At 34.4% G+C, this 19,868-nt stretch carries 22 protein-coding genes; 2 read left to right on the top strand and 20 right to left on the bottom strand.

Annotated elements, in window-relative coordinates; all coding sequences use genetic code 11:
* Positions 1–3 precede the first annotated feature (3 nt).
* The 15 genes from M1D73_RS08235 to M1D73_RS08165 form a co-directional block, all read right to left on the bottom strand.
* On the bottom strand, positions 4–414 hold the full coding sequence (locus tag M1D73_RS08235) for a hypothetical protein (protein WP_000360859.1): 411 nt from the start codon (positions 412–414) through the stop codon (positions 4–6).
* A 116-nt stretch (positions 415–530) separates the two neighbouring features.
* A complete protein-coding gene (locus M1D73_RS08230) occupies positions 531–1,835 on the bottom strand; it encodes a flagellar protein export ATPase FliI (protein ID WP_121868180.1) in 1,305 nt (434 codons plus the stop codon).
* Positions 1,832–2,521, bottom strand: a complete 690-nt coding sequence (locus M1D73_RS08225) for a FliH/SctL family protein (protein ID WP_000051695.1) — start codon at positions 2,519–2,521, stop codon at positions 1,832–1,834. Before M1D73_RS08225 ends, M1D73_RS08230 begins: the two co-directional genes overlap by 4 nt.
* Complete coding sequence (gene fliG, locus M1D73_RS08220; protein ID WP_000883356.1) at positions 2,508–3,512, bottom strand: flagellar motor switch protein FliG; 1,005 nt, start codon at positions 3,510–3,512, stop codon at positions 2,508–2,510. The genes M1D73_RS08225 and fliG overlap by 14 nt, the downstream gene beginning before the upstream one ends.
* Before the next feature lie 13 nt (positions 3,513–3,525).
* Entirely contained in the window at positions 3,526–5,100 is a 1,575-nt protein-coding gene (locus tag M1D73_RS08215) for a flagellar M-ring protein FliF C-terminal domain-containing protein (protein ID WP_000413931.1), read from the bottom strand.
* Positions 5,101–5,122: 22 nt separating this feature from the next.
* The gene (gene fliE, locus M1D73_RS08210; RefSeq protein ID WP_000701670.1) at positions 5,123–5,422 is read right to left on the bottom strand and encodes a flagellar hook-basal body complex protein FliE; all 300 of its coding nucleotides are present in this window, start codon (positions 5,420–5,422) and stop codon (positions 5,123–5,125) included.
* 16 nt (positions 5,423–5,438) lie between these two features.
* Positions 5,439–5,852 (bottom strand): flagellar basal body rod protein FlgC, encoded by a 414-nt coding sequence (gene flgC / locus M1D73_RS08205; RefSeq protein ID WP_000484680.1) that lies wholly within the window; start codon positions 5,850–5,852, stop codon positions 5,439–5,441.
* 21 nt (positions 5,853–5,873) lie between these two features.
* Positions 5,874–6,332, bottom strand: coding sequence for a flagellar basal body rod protein FlgB (flgB, locus tag M1D73_RS08200; RefSeq protein ID WP_370445031.1), 459 nt, complete (start codon positions 6,330–6,332; stop codon positions 5,874–5,876).
* A gap of 317 nt (positions 6,333–6,649) precedes the next feature.
* The gene (locus M1D73_RS08195) at positions 6,650–6,922 is read right to left on the bottom strand and encodes a hypothetical protein (RefSeq protein ID WP_001058088.1); all 273 of its coding nucleotides are present in this window, start codon (positions 6,920–6,922) and stop codon (positions 6,650–6,652) included.
* Positions 6,912–7,280, bottom strand: coding sequence for a flagellar export chaperone FliS (locus M1D73_RS08190; protein ID WP_001149516.1), 369 nt, complete (start codon positions 7,278–7,280; stop codon positions 6,912–6,914). Before M1D73_RS08190 ends, M1D73_RS08195 begins: the two co-directional genes overlap by 11 nt.
* A 22-nt stretch (positions 7,281–7,302) precedes the next feature.
* Positions 7,303–8,685: a flagellar hook-associated protein 2 gene (locus M1D73_RS08185; protein WP_059303962.1), complete on the bottom strand. Its 1,383-nt coding sequence runs from the start codon at positions 8,683–8,685 to the stop codon at positions 7,303–7,305.
* Between the two features lie 19 nt (positions 8,686–8,704).
* On the bottom strand, positions 8,705–9,568 hold the full coding sequence (locus M1D73_RS08180) for a flagellar hook-associated protein 3 (RefSeq protein ID WP_001266403.1): 864 nt from the start codon (positions 9,566–9,568) through the stop codon (positions 8,705–8,707).
* A gap of 41 nt (positions 9,569–9,609) precedes the next feature.
* Positions 9,610–10,908 (bottom strand): flagellar hook-associated protein FlgK, encoded by a 1,299-nt coding sequence (flgK, locus tag M1D73_RS08175; RefSeq protein ID WP_121868179.1) that lies wholly within the window; start codon positions 10,906–10,908, stop codon positions 9,610–9,612.
* Between the two features lie 17 nt (positions 10,909–10,925).
* Positions 10,926–11,378 (bottom strand): hypothetical protein, encoded by a 453-nt coding sequence (locus M1D73_RS08170; RefSeq protein WP_121868178.1) that lies wholly within the window; start codon positions 11,376–11,378, stop codon positions 10,926–10,928.
* Between the two features lie 15 nt (positions 11,379–11,393).
* The gene (locus tag M1D73_RS08165; protein WP_000946323.1) at positions 11,394–11,858 is read right to left on the bottom strand and encodes a YaaR family protein; all 465 of its coding nucleotides are present in this window, start codon (positions 11,856–11,858) and stop codon (positions 11,394–11,396) included.
* A 143-nt stretch (positions 11,859–12,001) separates the two neighbouring features.
* Between M1D73_RS08165 and M1D73_RS08160 the strand changes: the two genes are divergently transcribed.
* Both M1D73_RS08160 and cheR read left to right on the top strand, forming a co-directional pair.
* The gene (locus M1D73_RS08160; RefSeq protein ID WP_121868177.1) at positions 12,002–12,499 is read left to right on the top strand and encodes a flagellar motor switch protein FliG; all 498 of its coding nucleotides are present in this window, start codon (positions 12,002–12,004) and stop codon (positions 12,497–12,499) included.
* Positions 12,500–12,538: 39 nt separating this feature from the next.
* Entirely contained in the window at positions 12,539–13,321 is a 783-nt protein-coding gene (cheR, locus tag M1D73_RS08155) for a protein-glutamate O-methyltransferase CheR (protein WP_000582879.1), read from the top strand.
* 31 nt (positions 13,322–13,352) lie between these two features.
* Here cheR and M1D73_RS08150 read toward each other — a convergent pair whose 3' ends face one another.
* The 5 genes from M1D73_RS08150 to M1D73_RS08130 form a co-directional block, all read right to left on the bottom strand.
* On the bottom strand, positions 13,353–14,069 hold the full coding sequence (locus M1D73_RS08150; RefSeq protein ID WP_000403950.1) for a hypothetical protein: 717 nt from the start codon (positions 14,067–14,069) through the stop codon (positions 13,353–13,355).
* 27 nt (positions 14,070–14,096) lie between these two features.
* Positions 14,097–15,473: a transglycosylase gene (locus M1D73_RS08145; protein WP_121868176.1), complete on the bottom strand. Its 1,377-nt coding sequence runs from the start codon at positions 15,471–15,473 to the stop codon at positions 14,097–14,099.
* Positions 15,474–15,502: 29 nt separating this feature from the next.
* Positions 15,503–17,140, bottom strand: a complete 1,638-nt coding sequence (locus tag M1D73_RS08140; RefSeq protein WP_001115014.1) for a flagellar motor switch protein — start codon at positions 17,138–17,140, stop codon at positions 15,503–15,505.
* Between the two features lie 169 nt (positions 17,141–17,309).
* Positions 17,310–19,328 (bottom strand): chemotaxis protein CheA, encoded by a 2,019-nt coding sequence (locus tag M1D73_RS08135; RefSeq protein ID WP_121868175.1) that lies wholly within the window; start codon positions 19,326–19,328, stop codon positions 17,310–17,312.
* Positions 19,329–19,457: 129 nt separating this feature from the next.
* Positions 19,458–19,826, bottom strand: coding sequence for a response regulator (locus M1D73_RS08130; RefSeq protein WP_000940568.1), 369 nt, complete (start codon positions 19,824–19,826; stop codon positions 19,458–19,460).
* Positions 19,827–19,868: the final 42 nt, after the last annotated feature.

The raw sequence follows: 19,868 nt of genomic DNA, 5'->3' as shown, positions 1-19,868 counted from the left end.
ACCTCATCCATTCATACACATTTTCAAATCCAGAAGCATTTTTTCTTCCAGCTTTTCTTGTGCTTTCGCAAGCTTTCTGCAATCTTCTTGATACATCTCATCAATGACACGTTCTTTTTCTTTTACTTGCTCTAAAAGGCTTTCATTTTTTTGAATAAAACCTTCTGTTTTTTTAATTTTTCGATTCCATTCTTCTATTCTTTCAGGTGAAAACGTATGTGAAGAAAGCATGCCAGCCATAATACGTTGCCCAGTTTGTACGACTTTACTACGCGATTTCACAACATATAAATCATATTCTTTTTTTTGTTCTATTTTTCTTTTTTCAGCTGTTAATTCATACACTTCTTTTAAAATATGCTCTTTTTCTTGATTTATTTGCAATTTTATTGTGTCGTACTGCTGTTTATCCACCTGTTTTCATAGCCCCTTCCTATTATAACGTTCTCTTTTTCTATTATATAGTTTTTTTCCAAAAAAATCTGTGAAATATTAAAAAACAAAAAAATAAGACCTCTTGGGCAGAGGCCTTATACTATATGGTGTATCGCTTCAACGATATCATCAAATGGGAAACTATCCGATCGGCCTTGCTTTAAAAATGTATTTATGCCTTCTACTTTATTTTTACATTCAAAAATATAAGCATTTTCTTCATTTTCTTGAATCGTTCCTAACTTAAAATACAATTCATTTTCTTTATAAATTGATAAAATCTTTCTCATTTCATTTGCAAGTTGCCAATGATGTGGTGAAACGATTTCTTCCATAATCCTACTTACTGAATCTAATACTGAAATTGCAGGATAATGACTAAGCGTTGCAAGCTCACGCTTTAATACGATATGTCCATCTAAAATACCACGTGCTAAATCTGGTACAGGACCATTTAAATCGTCCCCATCAACAAGCACCGTATAAATACCTGTTATAGATCCCTTTTGTGTTTTACCGGACCGCTCTAACAGCTTCTTCATATAACTTTCCATTAATAGTGTTTTACCACCAATCGGTAACTCTTTAACAGCAATATCAACACTTCTTCGTGCATCGGCAAAACGAGTAACAGAGTCCATCATAAGTAATACGTTATTACCTTGATCACGGAAGTATTCAGCAATAGACGTTGCGAGTTTCGCTGCACGAAGTTGCATAAGATGACTTTCATCTGACGTCGCTACAACAACGACGCTTTTTCGCATACCTTCCTCGCCTAACTCTTTTCGAATAAAGTCTTTTACTTCCCGGCCACGTTCTCCTACTAAACTAATAACGTTTATATCAGCTTTTGCATTTTTTGCTATCATTCCAAGTAAAGTTGATTTACCAACACCTGACCCAGCAAAAATACCAATCTTTTGACCAATACCAATTGTTAGCATAGAATCAATTGATTTTATTCCTGTTTCAAATACATCGGTAATCTCTTCACGTTCAAATGCATGTATAGGCGGTGCATCTAGTTTTATTTTCTGTAATGGAATGTTTTCAGCTTCCTCATTTAACACTTCACCATTTGCACTTAACACTTTTCCGAGCAAGTGATTACCACGTGGTACAACAACATCTTCTGAAACTAGTGTCACTGAATCTCCATAACATACTTTTTCTGTCTGTTCAAATGGAAGTAGCATATTATTTTCTTTTTCAATGGCAATCACTTCACATAAGACGTTATGTTCTCCAACGAAGCAAACATCTCCGATCTTCGCTTTCGGCCCTTTTGCTACGAAAAACTGTTCTTGTACACTATGAACTTTGCCTACTTTCGTATACAGCGGTGTTTCAATGAACTTATTCCATTTTTCGTTCTCATTCTTTAACAGGCGGCTCATACATTTTGCTCCTCAAATAACTTCTCTTCTTCCCATTTCTGACGAAGTTTCGCAAATATAGGTGCAAATTTAAATTCAAAGAACTCTTTCTCTTCTTCCAGAACAAATTCACCAAACTGCAGGGAGAAATCATATTTCCATTCTACTAATTGTAGTAACCAATATTCTTTCGTATTCTCCTTCTCTTCTTGAATACGTTCAAACGTTTCTGGATGTACTGTAATGATTAATTTTTCAAACGAAGTTGGCAATGTTTGCACGATGCCAGTTAAAATAGGTAGCACATCAAGCAATCGTGAATCTACCGCTTGATTCACGATTTTTTCTGCTAAATGAAATGATTGATCCCATAATAACTCTGTCCATTCATATGCTATTTCTTGTTGTTCTTTTTGAAACTGCACACGCGCTGCTTCCATCTGTTCCATTTGTTCATGAATATGCATTTGAAATTGTTCTTTATCTTGTAATAACTGCTGACGCTCTCGTTCTAGCATTTGCTGCTCTTGCCTTAGCTGATTCATTTCCATATGTAATGATTCTTGTTGGGCGCGAAGCTCTGCATGATCTGCTTGTAATTCTTCCTCTTCTATTTGGACTGAAGCTGGTTTTGGAAATTGTAATTCATACGTTTCTTCAGAAAAAGAAACAGAATTCTTCGGAATTCTGTTTTTAAATAAGGACATCCTCTTCACCTCTTTGAACGATAATTCTTCCTTCTTTCTCTAGCTTTTTCACTGTACCAGTGATTGTTTGCTGCGCTTTTTCAGCATCCGTCATCTTAAGCGGTCCTAAGCCATCTAATTCTTCTAGAATCATCTCTTTACGGTTTGAAGACATACATGTAAATAATTTCTCTTTAATTTCTTCTTTTGCAATTTTAAGTGCTTTCGCAAGAACACCGTTATCTGTAATTTCTTCTAATACACGGCGAAGCGCAAGATCTTCAAGACCAAGTAAGTCTTCAAAGACAAACATATTTTCTTTAATTTTCTCAGATAACTCATAATCGACTTCATCCAGTTTTTGAAAGACTGTTTTTTCAACACCTCGTGAAACATTATTTAAAATGTTTACGATTGTTTTCAAGCCATCAGTTTTATTAATTGCACTAAATGCCATATTATTTAATTTCGTTTTTAACAACTCACCAATTTGATTAATTAATTCACCATCAACTTGTTCTAGTTTCGCAATACCCATTACCGTTTCTACTCGCTTATGATCTGGCAATCTCTCAATTAATTGAGACGCAAGTTGCGGTTTAATATAAGAAGCGATAATTGCAATTGTTTGTGGTGACTCATCATTAAGCACTGTAAGAAGTGGTTCTAAATCTGTAAGTGAATTTAAGAATTCAAATGGATTATCTTTGTTATACCAAAGGTCTTCCAATAATTTTTCCAGTTCGTCTTCTGGCATGTTTTTAAATATACGACGAATATACTCTTTATCTGGAGTGACTAAGTTCAATTCTTTTACATTTAGTTCATATAAGAACTCTCCTAGTACATTCTCTAACGTTTCTGGTTTATATACACGAAACTTCGCAATTTCACGAAGTAATACTTCTTTTTCCTCAGCTGTCATATATTCAATGACTTTTGCTGCCACCCCTTCGTCTAATGTACGAATGAGGATGGCAGCTTTTTCTTTGGAGGAGATTTCATCTAACATCGTTGTTCCTCCCTTACTGTCCGTTTAACCATTTTTTAATTACTTTTGCAGTACCTTCTACATGTTCTTTCGTAGCATCCTGCACTTGTTCATCTAACGTTGGTTCTTTCGGTTCTTCTGGTTCAGGTTTTGGCTCTGGCACTATTTTTTCTTCAGGAATTTCCAAGATACTTTCATTACTTGCAGCAATTTCATCTTCTGCTAAGTATTCTTCATATTCCTCTTCTTCTTTCTTTCTCTTACGTCTTGCTAATAAGAACCATACTAGACCACCGATTGCTAATAAGCCAGCTGTAATTCCACCGAATAACCACCAGTTCATACCACTTTTTTCTGGCTCTTTCTCTTTTTCAGCTTTCGGCTGATCGAACTGAACAGTTACAACGTTAACTTGACCATTTATAAAGTTACCGTTCGGATCAGCTTGAAGTCCTGCCGCTGTTCCAATTGCTTCTTTGAAAGTAGTCATATCAATTCTTCGTTTTACTAACGTATCATTATCTACCCATACAACAACATTTGTTTTCGTTAATTCTGGGTGTTTCTTAATTGTTTCAACTGTTTTATCTATTTCATAGTTTTCGATTTTGTTGCCATTTTTATTATCGTAGACAACTTTACCATTTTGATTATTGTTCGTACCGTAGTTTGGCACTTCACCGTTCGCTGTAATACCAGCACCTTGCTTCGTATCTGCCCCTTCTTGCGCAGTAGAGCTTTCTTCTTGCTCTTGTTTACTACGAAGTACACCTTTATCACCATACTTCTCTGACTGACGTGTAACTTCATCGTAGTTTACAGATACTTTCGTATTCACTTTATATTCATTCGGTTTAAACATCGTCATTAACGTTGCATCAATATCTTGCTTTAATTTACCTTCAAGTTGGTGCTGCATCTCTACTTCTTTCTCATAAGAAGAGGAACTACTAGAATGTGCTTCATCTGCTCCTTTTGAGATAACACCTTTTTTACTATCAATAACACTTACTTCTTCTGCTTTCACACCAGGAACCGCTGCACTAATCATTTGCTGTATACCTGCAACTTGATCAGCTGTTAACAATTGTCCACGTTTCACTCCAACCGTAATCGCCGCTGTTCCTTTCGCTTTTTCTTCATCAAAAATTGTCTCTTTTTCAGGCAATGTAATTTGAACATTTGCCGTTTCAACTGTCGCAAAGTTTCTTACAATATCTTGTTCCAATTGCTTCTTCGTACCGACAATTTGCTTCATTTTTTTATCTTGTTCACTTGAACCGAGAGAGCTTTCTAATAAAATTTCTTCACCGCTTTTCGAATTAAACGGTAAGCCCATCCCATTCATTTCTTTTCGAACCCATGGAGCATCATTCTTTTGCACACGAATTGAGCCATCGGCCGCTAATTGGTAATCGACACCTAACTTCGATAATTCTGCTGTAATCTCTTGTTTATCTGCATCATTTAAATTTTGATATACAACAACATATTTATCTGGCAAGGTGAAGTATAAAAGTGCTCCTGTTACAATCGCTAAAAGCGCAGCACCGATTACTAACTTATGCCACGTTTTTAACGATTGGATAACATTTTTCATCTTTTCCATTTAAACACACCCGTCCACTTTCCTAAATTTGCATATTAATTAGTGACTTATAATTTTCAATAAGATTATCACGTACGAGAGCAGCCGTTTTCATTTGAGACTCAGCTTTCTTTTGCTGAATTAAAACGTCATGTGTTTCTCCTACCCCTTTAGTTAGTAAATCATATACTGCTGTTTGCGCATTGTTTTGCGTTTGATTCATATCTTCCAATAAATCAATAAACTTTTTCTCCGGAGCTACCGATGTTTGAGAAGTTTTCGGTGCACCAATTGACTGAATTGCTCCAAATGGTTGTGTATGTAACATTGGTTGAATTTTCATATTACGATTTTCCCCCTTATCCTCGGCCGATTTCTAAATCTTTATCAAGCATTTTTTTATTCGCATTTAATACACTCGTATTCGCTTCATACATTTTTTGAGCAACCATTACATTCGTCATTTCAGCAGTTACATCAATATTTGGATAACGTACATATCCTTCTTCATTTGCGTGCGGATGCGTCGGATCATACACTAAATTTTCCGTTTTGTCTGCTTCAATACTTTTTATTTTTACTCCATTAGTAGGAGCCCCATCTAACATACTTGCAAAACTATTGTTTGATTCTAACACCACACTACGACGCTCATATAAATCTGCCCCCGGAGCCGCCGTCGTATTTGCATTTACAATATTGTTAGAAGTAACTTCCATCCACTTTCTCGCTGTCGTTAGTCCTGAGCCACTTGCATTAATTGCCTGAAACATCCGTTGTCTCTCCTTCTACTTTTAACGTCCGCGTGCCGCTTGGTTAATTGCATATTGTGTATTAATTGCGTTTATTGAAATACCGTATAACTGATTTGCTTTCATTAAATCTAGCATTTCTGTCGTTACATCCACACTATTTCCGTCTTTATTCGTTTGCATTGATTTTGTTTGAATCTTTGCATATGTATTTTTCGTATTTACTGTCGGTAAGTGCATTTCATTCGTTTGATATAAATCTGGATTGCTCTTTAAATCAGCCGCATTATTTTTATATAAGGCACTACTTTTATTCATCTGCTCAGCAAATGTTACATCTTGTGCTTTATAGCCAGGTGTATTCGCATTTGCAATATTACTAGAAACAGTATTTCGTTTCGTCACTAAATAATTCATATAATGGCTTACATCACTCACTAAATCTGGCATATTCCACACCCTTCCTTTTCTAACGTAATGATCCACTGATAGAAGTTTCACTTCATTATTTATTTTCTTATATGCGTTTATTAAAATATTTACTATCATGTACCCTTACATATTTTATTCCATTTTTTCATTGTTGTCTTTAGAAAAATACAAAAATATAAAAAAGAATGCAAAAAACTGTATACACATAGTAATCTATAGAACATTTCAATATATAAACTACAAACTAAAGTCCATTTTTCTATTATTTAGATTACTATTATTTTTTCATCACAGTCATAAAATGAAACCTCAATCAGCGGAGTTCTTTATGTAAACGAAGGAATAGACCCCCTTTTAAAAGGGGAATCTGTTTCCAAACGTTATTATTAATATTTACCGTAAAATGAATTAGCCTTCATTCGCCCATCATTTGTCATAATCATTTCTTCCAAAATCTTTTGCTTATCCCGAATATGCTGAGCTGCCTTAATAATGAACGGGCTTACTTCTGCTGCAACTTGCGCACGCGTTTCTTCATCCAATGTCATCATCCAGCGATTTAACATCTCACTCTTCTCAGCAAACTCTCTGTCTGACACTTGCAATTCACCGATTTCATTAAAACAGCTGACAAACGTCCGATAAATATCATTGTTCATTTTCAAGTGCTCCGCGGTAACCGTCTATTAAATCTTGTAACACTTTCACAATTGCATCAATATCTTTCGCTTCACGAGTTACTTTCATCGTTTGAATTTGAATGCTAATCCAATCATATAAACCATAGAGACTATCATATAAATCTTTCGTAATTTCAGGATTTAATTGAAGTTTTAGTTCTTCAAAAATACGTTCTAATTTTTCAAGAAGTGCGTCCCCTTCTTGTAGTTTAAAAGTATGTAAAAGTTCTTCTAAATTACGAAACTCTACAATACATCTTTCATAAATAAAAATTGTATTTTTAATCGGATTACTCGTCATAATATCATTTTGCATATAACGTTGCCATGCTTGCATACGATCACTTCCTCAACTTTCATTAATCATCACTTTTTTGTTTTGTCATTGCTTTAATTGTTTTTAGTTGGCTATCAAGCGCCGCCAATGTACTCTCTAGCTTTTGATACTTCTTCACAATTTCATCTTGCTTTTGCAAGTTTTGCGTCTCAATATCTTTAATCTTTTTATCTAAATCACTTACACGTGAGTCAATGTTTTTAACTCTCTCGCCGACCACACCTTTATCACCGAATAGTTTATCAAGCGGTTCTTCCATCATTTTTCCTAAACCGTTAGAACTAAAGAAAAATTGCTTCGCTGCATCGGGTTTTTCTTTTAATGCTTGTGTTAATTTTTCATCATTAACTTCCATCGTTCCATCTTGCTTTAATTGAATACCAAATGTGAATAAATAATTGCCATCTTGAGAAAATGTTACGACATTGTTCATTGCCTGACGTACACTTTGCATAATAGCTTGACCTTGGAAAGCTCCACCTTTTCCAGCAAAGATATCTACTGTAGAAACAGCTTTATTATAATCAGCTACCATTTTTTTAATAACATTCGATGCATCTGTTACGTTTGAATCACTTACTGTAAATTTCAGATCTATACCTTTTGCTTTTGGATCTGTTGTTGTACCAGCATCTGGCGCTCCTTCTACTTTCGGCTCAGTTACCTTTAACAACTCAATTTTCACACCAGGAAGAGCTTCAATTGTATTAGTAGAACCTTCCCCTTTGATACCATTAATAGTATACATAGCATTTTGTGCTTCATTGATTGTATTGAGCGCTGTGCCATCCGCCTTAGCTAAACCCATATCTTGAAATAGTGTAGATGTGTTCGCCTCAAACTTAATCTGTCCATCTGTTCCCTCTTTTTTCGAGGTCATGAAAATTTTATTTCCAAGTGTATATGCTGATACGCCATAATCTCCATCATTAATCTTATTAATTAAATCTTTATATGTCATATCAGTTGTTACTTTTAGTTCTTTACCACCTAGTTTTAATGTTTCATCTTTAGGAAGCTTTGCATTTATATCTTTAATTTCATTTGAAGCTATTTGATGACGCTGTGCAAGCTGTGTAATCGTCATATTAAAAGTTCCTGCAATCGCACCACCATCAGCTTTTACATTAATATAACCGTCTTGTGTTGTCGTTACTTTTTTCTCATTTCCTTTAAAAGCCGCTAAGTTTTTAAAAGTTTGTGTAAAAGAACTAAATTCTGATTTTAAACTTGTATATAGTAGTTTATCATTTGTAAGGTCATTCTTTTCTTTCGTATATGGTGTTTTCCTCATATCTAAAGCATTCATTTCTAATTCGACGAAGTTAGAAGTATCGATCATATTATTTCCGAGGTTCCAAATTTGTTGTCTACCACCAATACCTGTCATCGTTGTTCCTGCCATTTTTCTCACTCCTTATAGATTACATGTAGTCTAAAATACTCGTTTTACTCATCGTACTAACCGCTTTAAGCGTCGCTTCATACGTTGCATTTATATATGCCAAGTCAGAAATTGCGACCGCTAAATCAACATCCTCAATTTCTTTACGGTTTTCTTGAAGCGCTAAATTTTGCTCACTTAAAATTGTTTTAAACGTCTCCATTGTGTTCATTGTTGAACCAACTTCAGTTGTACGGTTAATGATGCCATCTAAGTTTTTCTTATTTTCTCCTAATAACGGTTGTAACGCTTTTTGGTCACCTTTTTGCATCGCTTCGCTCATCTGTTTTAACGTTTTTATAACCGGGGATAATAATGCTTCTCCGTTACGAAATGCCTTTAATTCATAACCATCATTTAATTGCCAGTTCACATCATTTTTTCCGCCCTGGTACGTACCATCTTCTGTAAATGGTGACTTTTCTGCACTATCACCACCGAAAATATAACGACCTTGCTCTTTCGTATTCGCTAAATATACAACTTGTTTTAAAATTTGATCAATCTCTGCACCGATGGCTTTCAATTCTTTTTCACCATTTGGCTCATTTAATGCCTGTACCGTTAATTGATCTGCTCTCGTTAAAGATTTAAAAATACCTTGTAAAGTATTCTCAGTTTGTGTTAATACATTTTTTGAGTCAGCTAAATCTTTTTGCATTTGTTCAATATTCGCCAATGAATGTTGAATCGCAAATGATTTACTCGCTGCAAGTGGATCTTCACTCATAAGAAGATTTTTCTTCCCTGAAGTTACTTGGTTTCTATGGTATTGTTGTTGCACATTCAAATCCATTAACTGATTCTTTGCCCAGTTTGCATTTTGAAATGTAGATACTCTCATTTCTATCTCCTCCTTATATATTTCCAATCAATTATTATCACTTATCGAATAATCGAAAATAGACTATCAAACACTTCATTCATCGTAGTAATAGCTTTAGAGTTTGCGACGAAATATTTTTGGAAGGCCATTAAATTTACCATTTCCTCTTCCATATTTACACCTTCAACGCTCATTTTTTCTTGTTGAATACCTTCTAGTAAGTCGCCATGAATTTTTTGATAACCATTTACTGCACTTTTATCAGATGCAACACGAACTATAAATTGGTCTAATGCTTGTTTATAAGAAAGACCTTCTTTATAATCGTCATCTGTAACTGCTGCTAGTTTATTTGCTGTTTCAGCAGACATTTTCATTTTCGAAACATCTTTTTGGAATTCTGGATTTAACTTCATATCCTTCGCATAATCTCCAACGAAGAAATCTTTTCCTATCACTGTATTCACTTGATTTTTCATCGAACTCATTAAGTCTTCGAGATTTTTTTTATATTCAACAATCTTCGCTTTCGTATCAATCGCTGATTTTATCGCCCCGCTAGTTACAGAGATCTCTGAACCGTAAATCTCAACTGACATTGGGTCTTTTTCTTTATTTAATTGAAGTGGATATGTATCTTGTCCATTTACTGTTAAAATACCATTCATTCTAACACTCGCGATATTAGGATTCATAGATTCATAAGATACTTCGATGTTTGCATACTTAGACATCTCTGTAACGATGCGATCTCTTTCGTCTAAAAGTTGATTCGGCACTTGTGTACCTGCTTGTCCAATTTTATGATTCGCTTCTGCTAAACTAGCAGCAAGACGATTAAATTCATTAACATGCGCCTCAATATCTTCTGCTGTCTGTGCTTCCACTGTATCTAAGTTTTTCGCAAGACGATTCACTTGACTTGTGAACTTCCCAGTTTCAGAAATTAATGTATCGTAGTAGTTTGGTTGCTCTGGATTTTTTGCTACTTCACGAAAGGCATTAAAGAAACCGTCCATTAAACTAGATAATGAATTCTTTCCTGTCGTTCCAACCATAGACTCTACACGTGATAAAGTCGAATTCATGTAGTTATAGTAAGAGAGTTGAGATAATTGATCATTAAACTGCTTCGTCTTTACCTCATCAGTAATACGGTCAACACCTAGCGTTTGTACACCGTAACCAATTCTCTGTTCTGGCGTATGACCATTGCTTGCTCCAACAGATCCGTAATTCACCATTTGACGCACATAACCCGGTGTATGAATATTAGACAAGTTTTGTTTCGTTGTTTGTAACCCCATTTGAGCCGCTAACATGCCCGATAGCGGTGTATTATAATCAGATAATCTCATAAAGCTTCACTTCTCCTTTACAATAGTTCGTTCATAAAGATTTGCGAATTATTGTTTCGCTCTAAATTATATTCAGAAACAGAATCCACAATACTTTCTGTAGTTTTTAATAGTACGTTTAAGTAATATTGATTTTTCAAAAGAATCATTTTTACATTCTCTTCTAATTCAGTTGCGTTTTTTTGTAATTCTTTCATTTTTTCAATTTCTTCTTGAGAAAAATACGAAAATAACGCACTTACACGAAACGATTCAACTCCTTGTTCTTTACAGAACTGAACAACCATTTCTTCAAATGAGCTTGATAACCCTTTTAAACCATCAATGTACTGCAATTGCTCTACTTGTAACTTTTGAACTGCATTTACATTTTTATTTTTTAAATTCTCATATATTTGCTCTCCAAGCGCTTGAATATTTTTATACGCTTTTTGTATAATAACAAGCTTTTCATATAATTGTATGTACATATAGCTTCCTTCCTTTTACAAGACTAAATTTACAATTAAGCCATGGATTTCTCCAATTTGATTTAACATTTCTAAATGTCCTGTTTTCGTGTTAATTAAATTCATAACATCTTCTAATTCATTCAATCCCATTTCTGCCTGTTTCACAATCGTCATTTTCTGTGAATATCCGTAACGTGGGTGACGAGACATGACATCTTTATACTGCAATACATTATCAACGTAGAAATTCAAAAATGATTTTACTGTATTTTTGTATTCCATTACATTATCAAGCGTTAATTCCATTTCAATTTTCTCTTTAATTTCTCCAATATTATCGACAAACGCTTCCATTTGTTCTAGTAATTTATCTTTTTTCGGATCTGCATGCAAATTATCCGAAAATGCAAGTCCTGTTCTGACATTTGCTTCTTTCGGCATTTGAGTAGCAGGCGGTATATGCGATAAAATTGGATTATGCGAGATAGAACGTAGCATATATATCACCTATTTATTTTTTTATTTCTTCCTAAACTTAATCGTAAAATCCAGTTATTTATAATTATACTCTGAACAGTAATATTTTGCAGTTATTTTTTATAAAAGATATGTTACAATTTAGCATGAGGTGGCACAATTCTATGAATATTTTCCTTTGTGGTTCAAATCAATTAACAGCATTAGATCAAGAAGAAATTAAAAATTTTTTAACTGACTATGCTCACAAACATAAAATTTACATATTATGTTATAAATCTATTGAAAATGAGGTTCTTCGTTTTTTCGTTGAGAATGAAAGACTCGCTCAAAATTTATGCCTTTACACGCTACAACCATTGCAAGCAATTACAGATGAATTCCAAGAAGTCGTTGATTACTTAAAAAAACACGGAGCCGAATATGTTGCTTTTGATCATCCTTCTGACTCCATTTACCGATCAGATTATATGTTTTTTGTTAAACAAATTATTGAAGACACTGATTTAGTTCTCTGTTTTTATAATGGGGACAAACATACATCTGTCATCCCTGTCGATGTTGCAAAAGAAGCAGGTATTGATGCTGTCATTTATGATTTACCAGGATTACATGAAAAGCAAATGAAAAAAAGCTTTGAACAAAAAATTCGTATGATGTAAAGGGGGAGGCACAATATCATTATTGTGCCCATTGTAAATATGATAATTGAACAAGATTATGATCATTTTATCGCGAGTTTTAAACAACAATTCAATATGGACATCGCTTCATATAAACAAGATAGAATGCGCCGTAGAATCGATGCTTTCATTTCGAGAAAAGGCTTCGAAAACTACACTAATTTTTTAAACAAATTACGCGCTGATCAAAATTTATTTTTAAATTTTATTGACTATATTACAATTAACGTTTCAGAGTTTTTTAGAAATAAAGAACGATGGCAAACTTTAGAGTCGAAAGCACTACCAAAATTACTCGAACAAAATAGCGGAAAATTAAAGGTATGGAGTGCCGCTTGCGCTGCTGGTGAAGAACCGTATACACTCTCTTTAATTTTATCGAAGCATCTTGCTCCATTTCGTTTTGAAATTCAAGCAACAGATCTTGATTTTCATATTTTAGAAACCGCAAAACGCGGTCAATATACAGAACGTTCTTTAAAGGAATTACCTACTGATTTGAAAGAACGTCATTTCACAAAAGAAAATGATCTATATTCATTGCATCAAAACATTAAACAAAACGTCTCGTTTAAACAACATGACCTTTTAATGCAGTCATTCGATACAAATTATGATTTGATTATTTGTCGCAATGTAATGATATATTTCACAGAAGAAGCAAGAGTAAAACTTTACGAAAAATTTAGTCGTTCTTTACGAAAAGGCGGTGTACTATTTGTTGGTAGTACGGAACAAATTTTAACACCCGAGCGTTACAATCTTCAGCGATTTGATACATTCTTCTACGAAAAAATATAAAAGAGGTCGTCACAATGGAGTGACGACCTTTTTACATAACTCGAATTAAAATAATACCGACAATCCATATAAAGAGAAAAAGAAGCGTCATAGACCATTTATGTTCTTGCATCGTTTGTTTCAATGCCTGTGATAATTGTGTCATGTTCATTTCCGCAAGCGCTCTCCATACACTTACATCCCGATCTTTAGCAATGCGGTCTGTAACACTAATTAAAATTGTTTCGTTAGACAATTTCGTTATATAAGCAGTAATAACCGTTACCATCAAATTTATATTTCCTTCTGAAGAATCACTTTCCACTCTAGAGATAAGTGCACTCACATCTAGTAACGGAATATGTACTTTTCTACCAAATGATAGTTGTACTTCAGCGAAATCATATGTTCCATCTAACAAAGGAAGTTCTTTTATATGCGCCTGCTTAACAAGCCCTTGTAGGCTTCTAATTACTTGTTCAAATATTTTTTCTGTTTGCTTACCTTCTCCAGATAACGTATGTAACTTTTTAAAAAGTTGTAACACTGTATCCATCTCTTTAGAAAGCATTTCCTTCATAATCTTTCCATCACTTAAACTTGCAAGTAAAATGCCTATTTCATTATTTTTCGAAATAATTTTAGACTGTCCAGTAAACACTAAATTGCTACGCTTTCGTTCTTTCTGGATTTCATGCTCCGAAATAGCTGCAGGCTGTTTTAATGGTTGTAACGCCTTATCTTCAATTGTCGTACGTTTAATCTCCATTTAAGCGCCTCCACTACTATGAAATAATTAGCCCCATTCTTTATTACTCTTTAAAACTAAAAACAGTACGAATAAACCTGACATGATAGTAAACACATCAGAAGCTTGCACTCCCTGTTCACCTTTTTCTTCTTTCTTGTCTTTCGGTTCTTCTTTTTGTTCTTTCTTTTTAGAGGCAACTTGTTTGTTATTTTTCTCTTTTTGGTCCTTCGCCTTATGTACTTCCTTGTTGTCTTCGAACGGCTCTTTTATAACGTAAGTAAATTCCTCTTTCTCTTTCAACGGTTCTTTTATAAACTTATTTACTTTCTCATCTCGCTTCGGAATTTGAACAACTGGCAAATTTTCTTCTGGAATCGGGTTTTTGACTTTGGAATCTTCTTGCTTCTCATTTTCTTTCTTATCTTCTAATTCATTTTCTAGTTTATTATCTAATTTATCTTCTTTCTCTTCTATCTTTTTATCATCTTCATTTTTTGGCGCCAAAACAGAAATGGTATATTCACTTTCCTCAACAAGTTTATTACCTGCTGCATCTATTATCTCTACAAGCAATTCGTATGGCCCAGCCGTCAATGCTTCTGTTATTTCAAATACTTTTTGCCAATCCATATCATGCTTGTTGTAGTCTAATAAAAACGAAAGCTCTTTATTTTCTTTCCCTTTTAATGTAACGCGCACTTCTTTTACAACCGATTCTATATCTGACGCTTTTACTCGTATATGTATAGAATCTCCCTGTTTTCGTTCAACTAAGTTCTCTTTTACTTCATCAATAGTAACTTTCTGTAACTTTGGCAATTCTTTATCTATAGTTGGCGTTTCATTTTTAATACGAATGAGCGGGACTTTCACTTCATTTTTTATGAGCTCTTCTTTCTCTTTCTCATTCTCTTTGTAACTTTGAACGAGCTGAAGATTCCAATCACCTTGCAAATCAAAATCCCCTGCTTTATAGTTAGCAACCCAGCTCTTCGTTTCTTCATCATACTCAAAAGATAACATTCTTTCTTGCGCATATTGCTCCCCATTTTTTTGTAACTGCAATATACCTTTCATACTTTGAATGTTTTTCCCATTTGGTTCTACAGCAATTCGCACCTCTTCGCCAACTTTAAGCTCCGGCTTATTTACTGTAATAATTCCCTGTTCTGTTTCTATCTTTCTTTCACTCAATTGTTTATTTACTACTTCTTGTTGTTCTGCTTCTTTTTGTTTCTCTTCATCTTGCTTCGTTTCCACTTGCTCTGACGATTCTTGAGATTCCTTATTTTCTTCTTGTACATTCACTTCATTTATTTTTTGATCTGACTCAATTTGTTCCTCAGCCTGACTTTGCAAGGGGAAGAACAAGCATACATGTATGCATAGCCAACTCATTAGAAAAAACTTTACGTTTTTCATCTACTAGTTCAAACTCCTATTTCAATGCCTTATAGTGATTTCGTCACTTTTACTCCGAAAAATCCATCTACATTTACAAGTTCTCCATACGCCACTAATACATCATTTACATAAATACGAATTGGTTCATCAATATCCTCATCTAGCACAACTGCTTCATTTTCTTGTAAACTTAATATATCTTGAATCGTTTTCACTGTACTTCCAAATACAAATTTCACGTTCATTTCTACATTTTGTAGAATGGACGTGTCCATATATACTGGTTCCATTTGTTTTACTTCTTTAAATTCAATAGGTTGCACAACTGGTTCTACAATTTTTTCTTCTTCAATTTCTTCTGTGGCAATCTCTTCTTCTTCCACCATTGGATACAGAAGTCGCCTTACCATTTCTTTCGCTTCAGAAATTGGCAAAATTTGATACATCTTCGATTGAAGCAAATCGCCAATTTCAAGATTGAACGTAATTTGAACGAGTTCGTCCACTTCCATTGACTCTCCCAAATATTCCATTTCTTCTTTTAACGTTACAAATTTAACATTTGGCGGCGTCATGTCCATTTTTTCTTGAAACATTTCTGACATCGCCGTAGCAGCATGACCCATCATTTGGTTCATAATTTCTTTAATACCGCTCAGTTCTAATTCAGTAAGCTCTTTTTCTGGGTCAACTTCCCCTGTTCCCATCATCATTAAATCTACCATTGTTAAGGCAACATCTTTCGTAAATACAAATACATTCTCATTCTTTAGCCCTTCAACAAAGTCGACATTTAAAATAACAAATGGTACTGGTACTCCATCATAATGACGAACATTGATTGCTTCCACATTTGGTGTACTAATTGTAACTGGCTGATTTAAAAGCGTTGACAATACTGTTGAAGCAGAGCCAATTGAAATATTTGCAATTTCACCAAGCACATCTTTCTCTTCTTGTGTTAAATGCTCTTTTTCAACTTCTTCTACAATCTCAGTTTCCACTACTTCTGCTGGTTCGTCTGTTTCTTCTACTCCACCAGATAATTGCATTAATTTATTTACCATTTGTTTCGCATGCTCAACTGAAACAATTTGTACAAGTTTAGAGTTTACAAGATTATCTATCTTTAAATCAAACGATACTTTAACAATCGTATGATTCCCATCGATTTCAGAGATTTTCTCCATTTCTTCTGATAACTTTACAACTTTAATCGTCGGCGGAGACATATCTACTGTATCTTGGAAGAATTCCGACATAGATGTAGCTGCGAATCCCATCATTTGATTCATCGCTTCTTGTACAGCACTTAGCTCTAATTCACCAAGTTCTTTTCCGTCCTCGACTTCACCTGTTCCCATCATCATTAAATCAGCAATGGACAATGCAACATCTTGTTTAAGAACAAGAAGGTTTTCCATATCTAATCCTTTTGTAAAATGAATGTTTAATACAACATGTGGAACTTCGACATCTCTTGAATCATATAAATCTACCAACTCTATACGAGGAGCAGTAATGCTTACTTGCCTATTTAAAATTGTTGATAATACAGTCGAAGCTGAACCAAATGATATATTTGCAATTTCGCCAAGAATATCGCATTCTTGGGGCGTTAAATGCTCATTTTCTTTTTCTAGCACAATCGTGCTCGTATCCCCTTTTGTGTGTTGCTCAGGCATTTTCCCTGCCTCCTCATTTCTGTTTTTCTATCAAATAATATAAACTCTTATTTTATGTTAGCAAACTCATTAGTATAAAACGTTACTATGTATCCCATTATTAGATTCGTAACGATTAGCCAAAAAGCTCCCCAATTGTATACAAGTGGGGAGCTTTCCTTCATTCCTATTATAAACCTTCTGGGTTTAAAATGAGGACCACTCGTCCATCACCGAGAATCGTCGCACCAGAGAAATAGTTAGAACTCTCTGCAAAGAAGTCACCTAATGACTTTAAGACTATTTCTCTTTGACCGATAATTGTGTTTACAATAAGTCCATAGCTGCGATGTGTGTTACGAACAATTAACACAGGAACCATTTGACCATCATATGACGCAAACGCCTCATCTACTGTTTTTTCACCAAATACAGTACTTAAATGTTTCACTTCAATAATTTGATTACGATAATTTAATACATCTTTTCCTTGTAAGGATTGGATGTCTTCTCTCTTAATTCGAATTGCTTCAACGATATTTCCAAGAGGTAAAGCATAACGCTTATCATTCGTTTGAACAAGCATAGATTGAATAATAGACAACGTTAATGGAAGTTCAATTCTAAATGTACTTCCCTTTCCTTCCTCAGAATCAATAATTAAATGTCCACCTAAACTATGAATCGTATGTTTTACAACATCTAATCCGACACCGCGTCCAGAAAGATCTGATACAACTTCAGCTGTACTAAATCCTGGTTGGAAAATAAGATCAAACACTTCACGATCTGTTAATCTATTCGCATCCGCTTCAGTTACAACGCCATTTTTAATCGCTTTTTCTAATACTTTCCCTTTATTAATACCGTTTCCATCATCCGTAATTTGAATAACGACATGATTTCCACTATGAAAGGCTTCTAATTTAATCGTACCTGTCTCATTTTTACCTGCATCACGTCGTTTTTCAACAGTTTCAACACCGTGATCGATTGCATTTCGAATTAAATGAACGAGCGGATCACCGATTTCATCAATAACAATTTTATCTACTTCAGTATCTTCACCTGTAATTTGTAAATCGATTTTTTTCCCTAAATCTTTCGCTAGCATACGTACCATACGCGGGAAACGATTGAACACAGTTTCAATCGGCACCATACGCATATTTAATAGTACATTTTGAATATCTTTTGAAATATCGCCTAATCGATTTAAATGTTCAATTAGCTCCTTGTTTTGAATTGTTTGAGCCAATTCATCAATGCGCCCACGTTCAATTACACTTTCTTCAAACATATTCATTAATCTTTCGATTTTCTCTAATTGAACACGAATTGAACGATTCTCCACTTTAGCATTTTTCGTTTTTGTAGTACTTTTAGCTGGCATAGTACTTGAAGGTTGATTCGTTGCCTCTATCGGTGATTTTACTTGCGTAACCACAGCAGGTTGTAGCTTTTCTTCTACTTGCACAACTTCTTGTGTCACGACTTTTTTAGAAGCAACTTCCTTCGATATAGGTTCTCCTTGCTTTACTTCCACTTTCTCAATTTCAGAAACATGAAGTACTACTTGTTTCAACTCTTCTATACTACAATCCGTATCCATAAATACTGTAAATTTAAATCCGAAAGCATCTGCTTCAATTTCTTCAATACTCGGAGCTGTTTTTTGTATATTCCCTACATTTTGCAATGCTTCAATACACATAATGGCACGTACTGCTTTTAAAATCGCTTGCTGTTCAACTGTTATATGCACTTCATGCGAAACTCCATCATCGGTGTCTATATGATTTTGCTCTATATGTTCCGTAGGAGTTTCTACATTGCCGTTCAATAATGCTTCTAATTTCTGTTTAGTTGAGGCTACATCAATATTGCCCATTCCACCTTGTTGCACATCTGCAACCATCTTCTCCAAATTATCAATGCACTCAAAAATCACATCAATAATATCCGCATTTACAACTATATTTCCATGACGAATTTCATCTAACACATTTTCCATCTTATGCGTTAAATCAGCCATTTCCGTAAATTCCATGCTCGCAGACATACCTTTGAATGTATGAGCGGATCGGAATATTTCTCCTACAACATCCATATCAGCAGGATTTTGTTCTAACACTAGCACATTTTCATTTAGCGACTGTAAATGTTCTTCTGACTCTTCGAAAAATATATTTAATAGATCTGTTTGCATTTTTATCCCCTACCTGTCTAACAAACATTTCATTTATGTATAACAATTTAGTGTTTTACAATGAGAAAAAAGGGGGCCACACGTCGATCCGCTATCACTGTTTTGATTCCTTGTGGCACCCCTTCTATATTAACTATTTGCTACTTTTGTTAAAGCTTCAATTACACGATCCGCTTGGAATGGCTTTACAATAAAGTCTTTTGCCCCGCCCTTAATTGCATCTAATACCATACCTTGTTGTCCCATTGCAGAACAAATAACAACCTTTGCACTTGAATCAATTTTAATAATTTCTTTTAATGCTTCAAGCCCGTCCATTTCTGGCATAGTAATATCTAATGTTACAATATCAGGTTGAAGTTCTTTATACTTTTGAATTGCTTCTACCCCATTCTCTGCTTCGCCAATAACTTCAAATTCAGCATTACTTTTTAATAAGTTTTTAATCATCGTTCGCATAAACATCGCATCGTCTACTACTAAAATTTTATGTGCCATTCTTTTTAATTCTCTCCTTCTATGTATAAATATATCTTAATA

It is taken from the genome of Bacillus sp. PK3-067, from assembly GCF_056738645.1.
Note: the sequence above shows the minus strand (reverse complement) of the source record. Positions and strands in the feature narration are given on the sequence as shown.

What these genes read in the sequence shown, in the direction of transcription:
- cheR (WP_000582879.1), top strand. Translation starts at nt 12,539, where the DNA reads ATGATAATTGAACAAGATTATGATCATTTTATCGCGAGTTTTAAACAA.
- M1D73_RS08215 (WP_000413931.1), bottom strand. Translation starts at nt 5,100, where the DNA reads ATGGAAAAGATGAAAAATGTTATCCAATCGTTAAAAACGTGGCATAAG.
- fliG (WP_000883356.1), bottom strand. Translation starts at nt 3,512, where the DNA reads ATGTTAGATGAAATCTCCTCCAAAGAAAAAGCTGCCATCCTCATTCGT.
- flgK (WP_121868179.1), bottom strand. Translation starts at nt 10,908, where the DNA reads ATGAGATTATCTGATTATAATACACCGCTATCGGGCATGTTAGCGGCT.
- M1D73_RS08195 (WP_001058088.1), bottom strand. Translation starts at nt 6,922, where the DNA reads ATGAACAATGATATTTATCGGACGTTTGTCAGCTGTTTTAATGAAATC.
- M1D73_RS08230 (WP_121868180.1), bottom strand. Translation starts at nt 1,835, where the DNA reads ATGAGCCGCCTGTTAAAGAATGAGAACGAAAAATGGAATAAGTTCATT.
- flgC (WP_000484680.1), bottom strand. Translation starts at nt 5,852, where the DNA reads ATGTTTCAGGCAATTAATGCAAGTGGCTCAGGACTAACGACAGCGAGA.
- M1D73_RS08170 (WP_121868178.1), bottom strand. Translation starts at nt 11,378, where the DNA reads ATGTACATACAATTATATGAAAAGCTTGTTATTATACAAAAAGCGTAT.
- M1D73_RS08145 (WP_121868176.1), bottom strand. Translation starts at nt 15,473, where the DNA reads ATGAAAAACGTAAAGTTTTTTCTAATGAGTTGGCTATGCATACATGTA.
- M1D73_RS08130 (WP_000940568.1), bottom strand. Translation starts at nt 19,826, where the DNA reads ATGGCACATAAAATTTTAGTAGTAGACGATGCGATGTTTATGCGAACG.
- M1D73_RS08165 (WP_000946323.1), bottom strand. Translation starts at nt 11,858, where the DNA reads ATGCTACGTTCTATCTCGCATAATCCAATTTTATCGCATATACCGCCT.
- M1D73_RS08160 (WP_121868177.1), top strand. Translation starts at nt 12,002, where the DNA reads ATGAATATTTTCCTTTGTGGTTCAAATCAATTAACAGCATTAGATCAA.
- M1D73_RS08180 (WP_001266403.1), bottom strand. Translation starts at nt 9,568, where the DNA reads ATGAGAGTATCTACATTTCAAAATGCAAACTGGGCAAAGAATCAGTTA.
- fliE (WP_000701670.1), bottom strand. Translation starts at nt 5,422, where the DNA reads ATGAAAATTCAACCAATGTTACATACACAACCATTTGGAGCAATTCAG.
- M1D73_RS08150 (WP_000403950.1), bottom strand. Translation starts at nt 14,069, where the DNA reads ATGGAGATTAAACGTACGACAATTGAAGATAAGGCGTTACAACCATTA.
- M1D73_RS08185 (WP_059303962.1), bottom strand. Translation starts at nt 8,685, where the DNA reads ATGGCAGGAACAACGATGACAGGTATTGGTGGTAGACAACAAATTTGG.
- M1D73_RS08190 (WP_001149516.1), bottom strand. Translation starts at nt 7,280, where the DNA reads ATGCAAGCATGGCAACGTTATATGCAAAATGATATTATGACGAGTAAT.
- M1D73_RS08140 (WP_001115014.1), bottom strand. Translation starts at nt 17,140, where the DNA reads ATGCCTGAGCAACACACAAAAGGGGATACGAGCACGATTGTGCTAGAA.
- M1D73_RS08135 (WP_121868175.1), bottom strand. Translation starts at nt 19,328, where the DNA reads ATGCAAACAGATCTATTAAATATATTTTTCGAAGAGTCAGAAGAACAT.
- M1D73_RS08225 (WP_000051695.1), bottom strand. Translation starts at nt 2,521, where the DNA reads ATGTCCTTATTTAAAAACAGAATTCCGAAGAATTCTGTTTCTTTTTCT.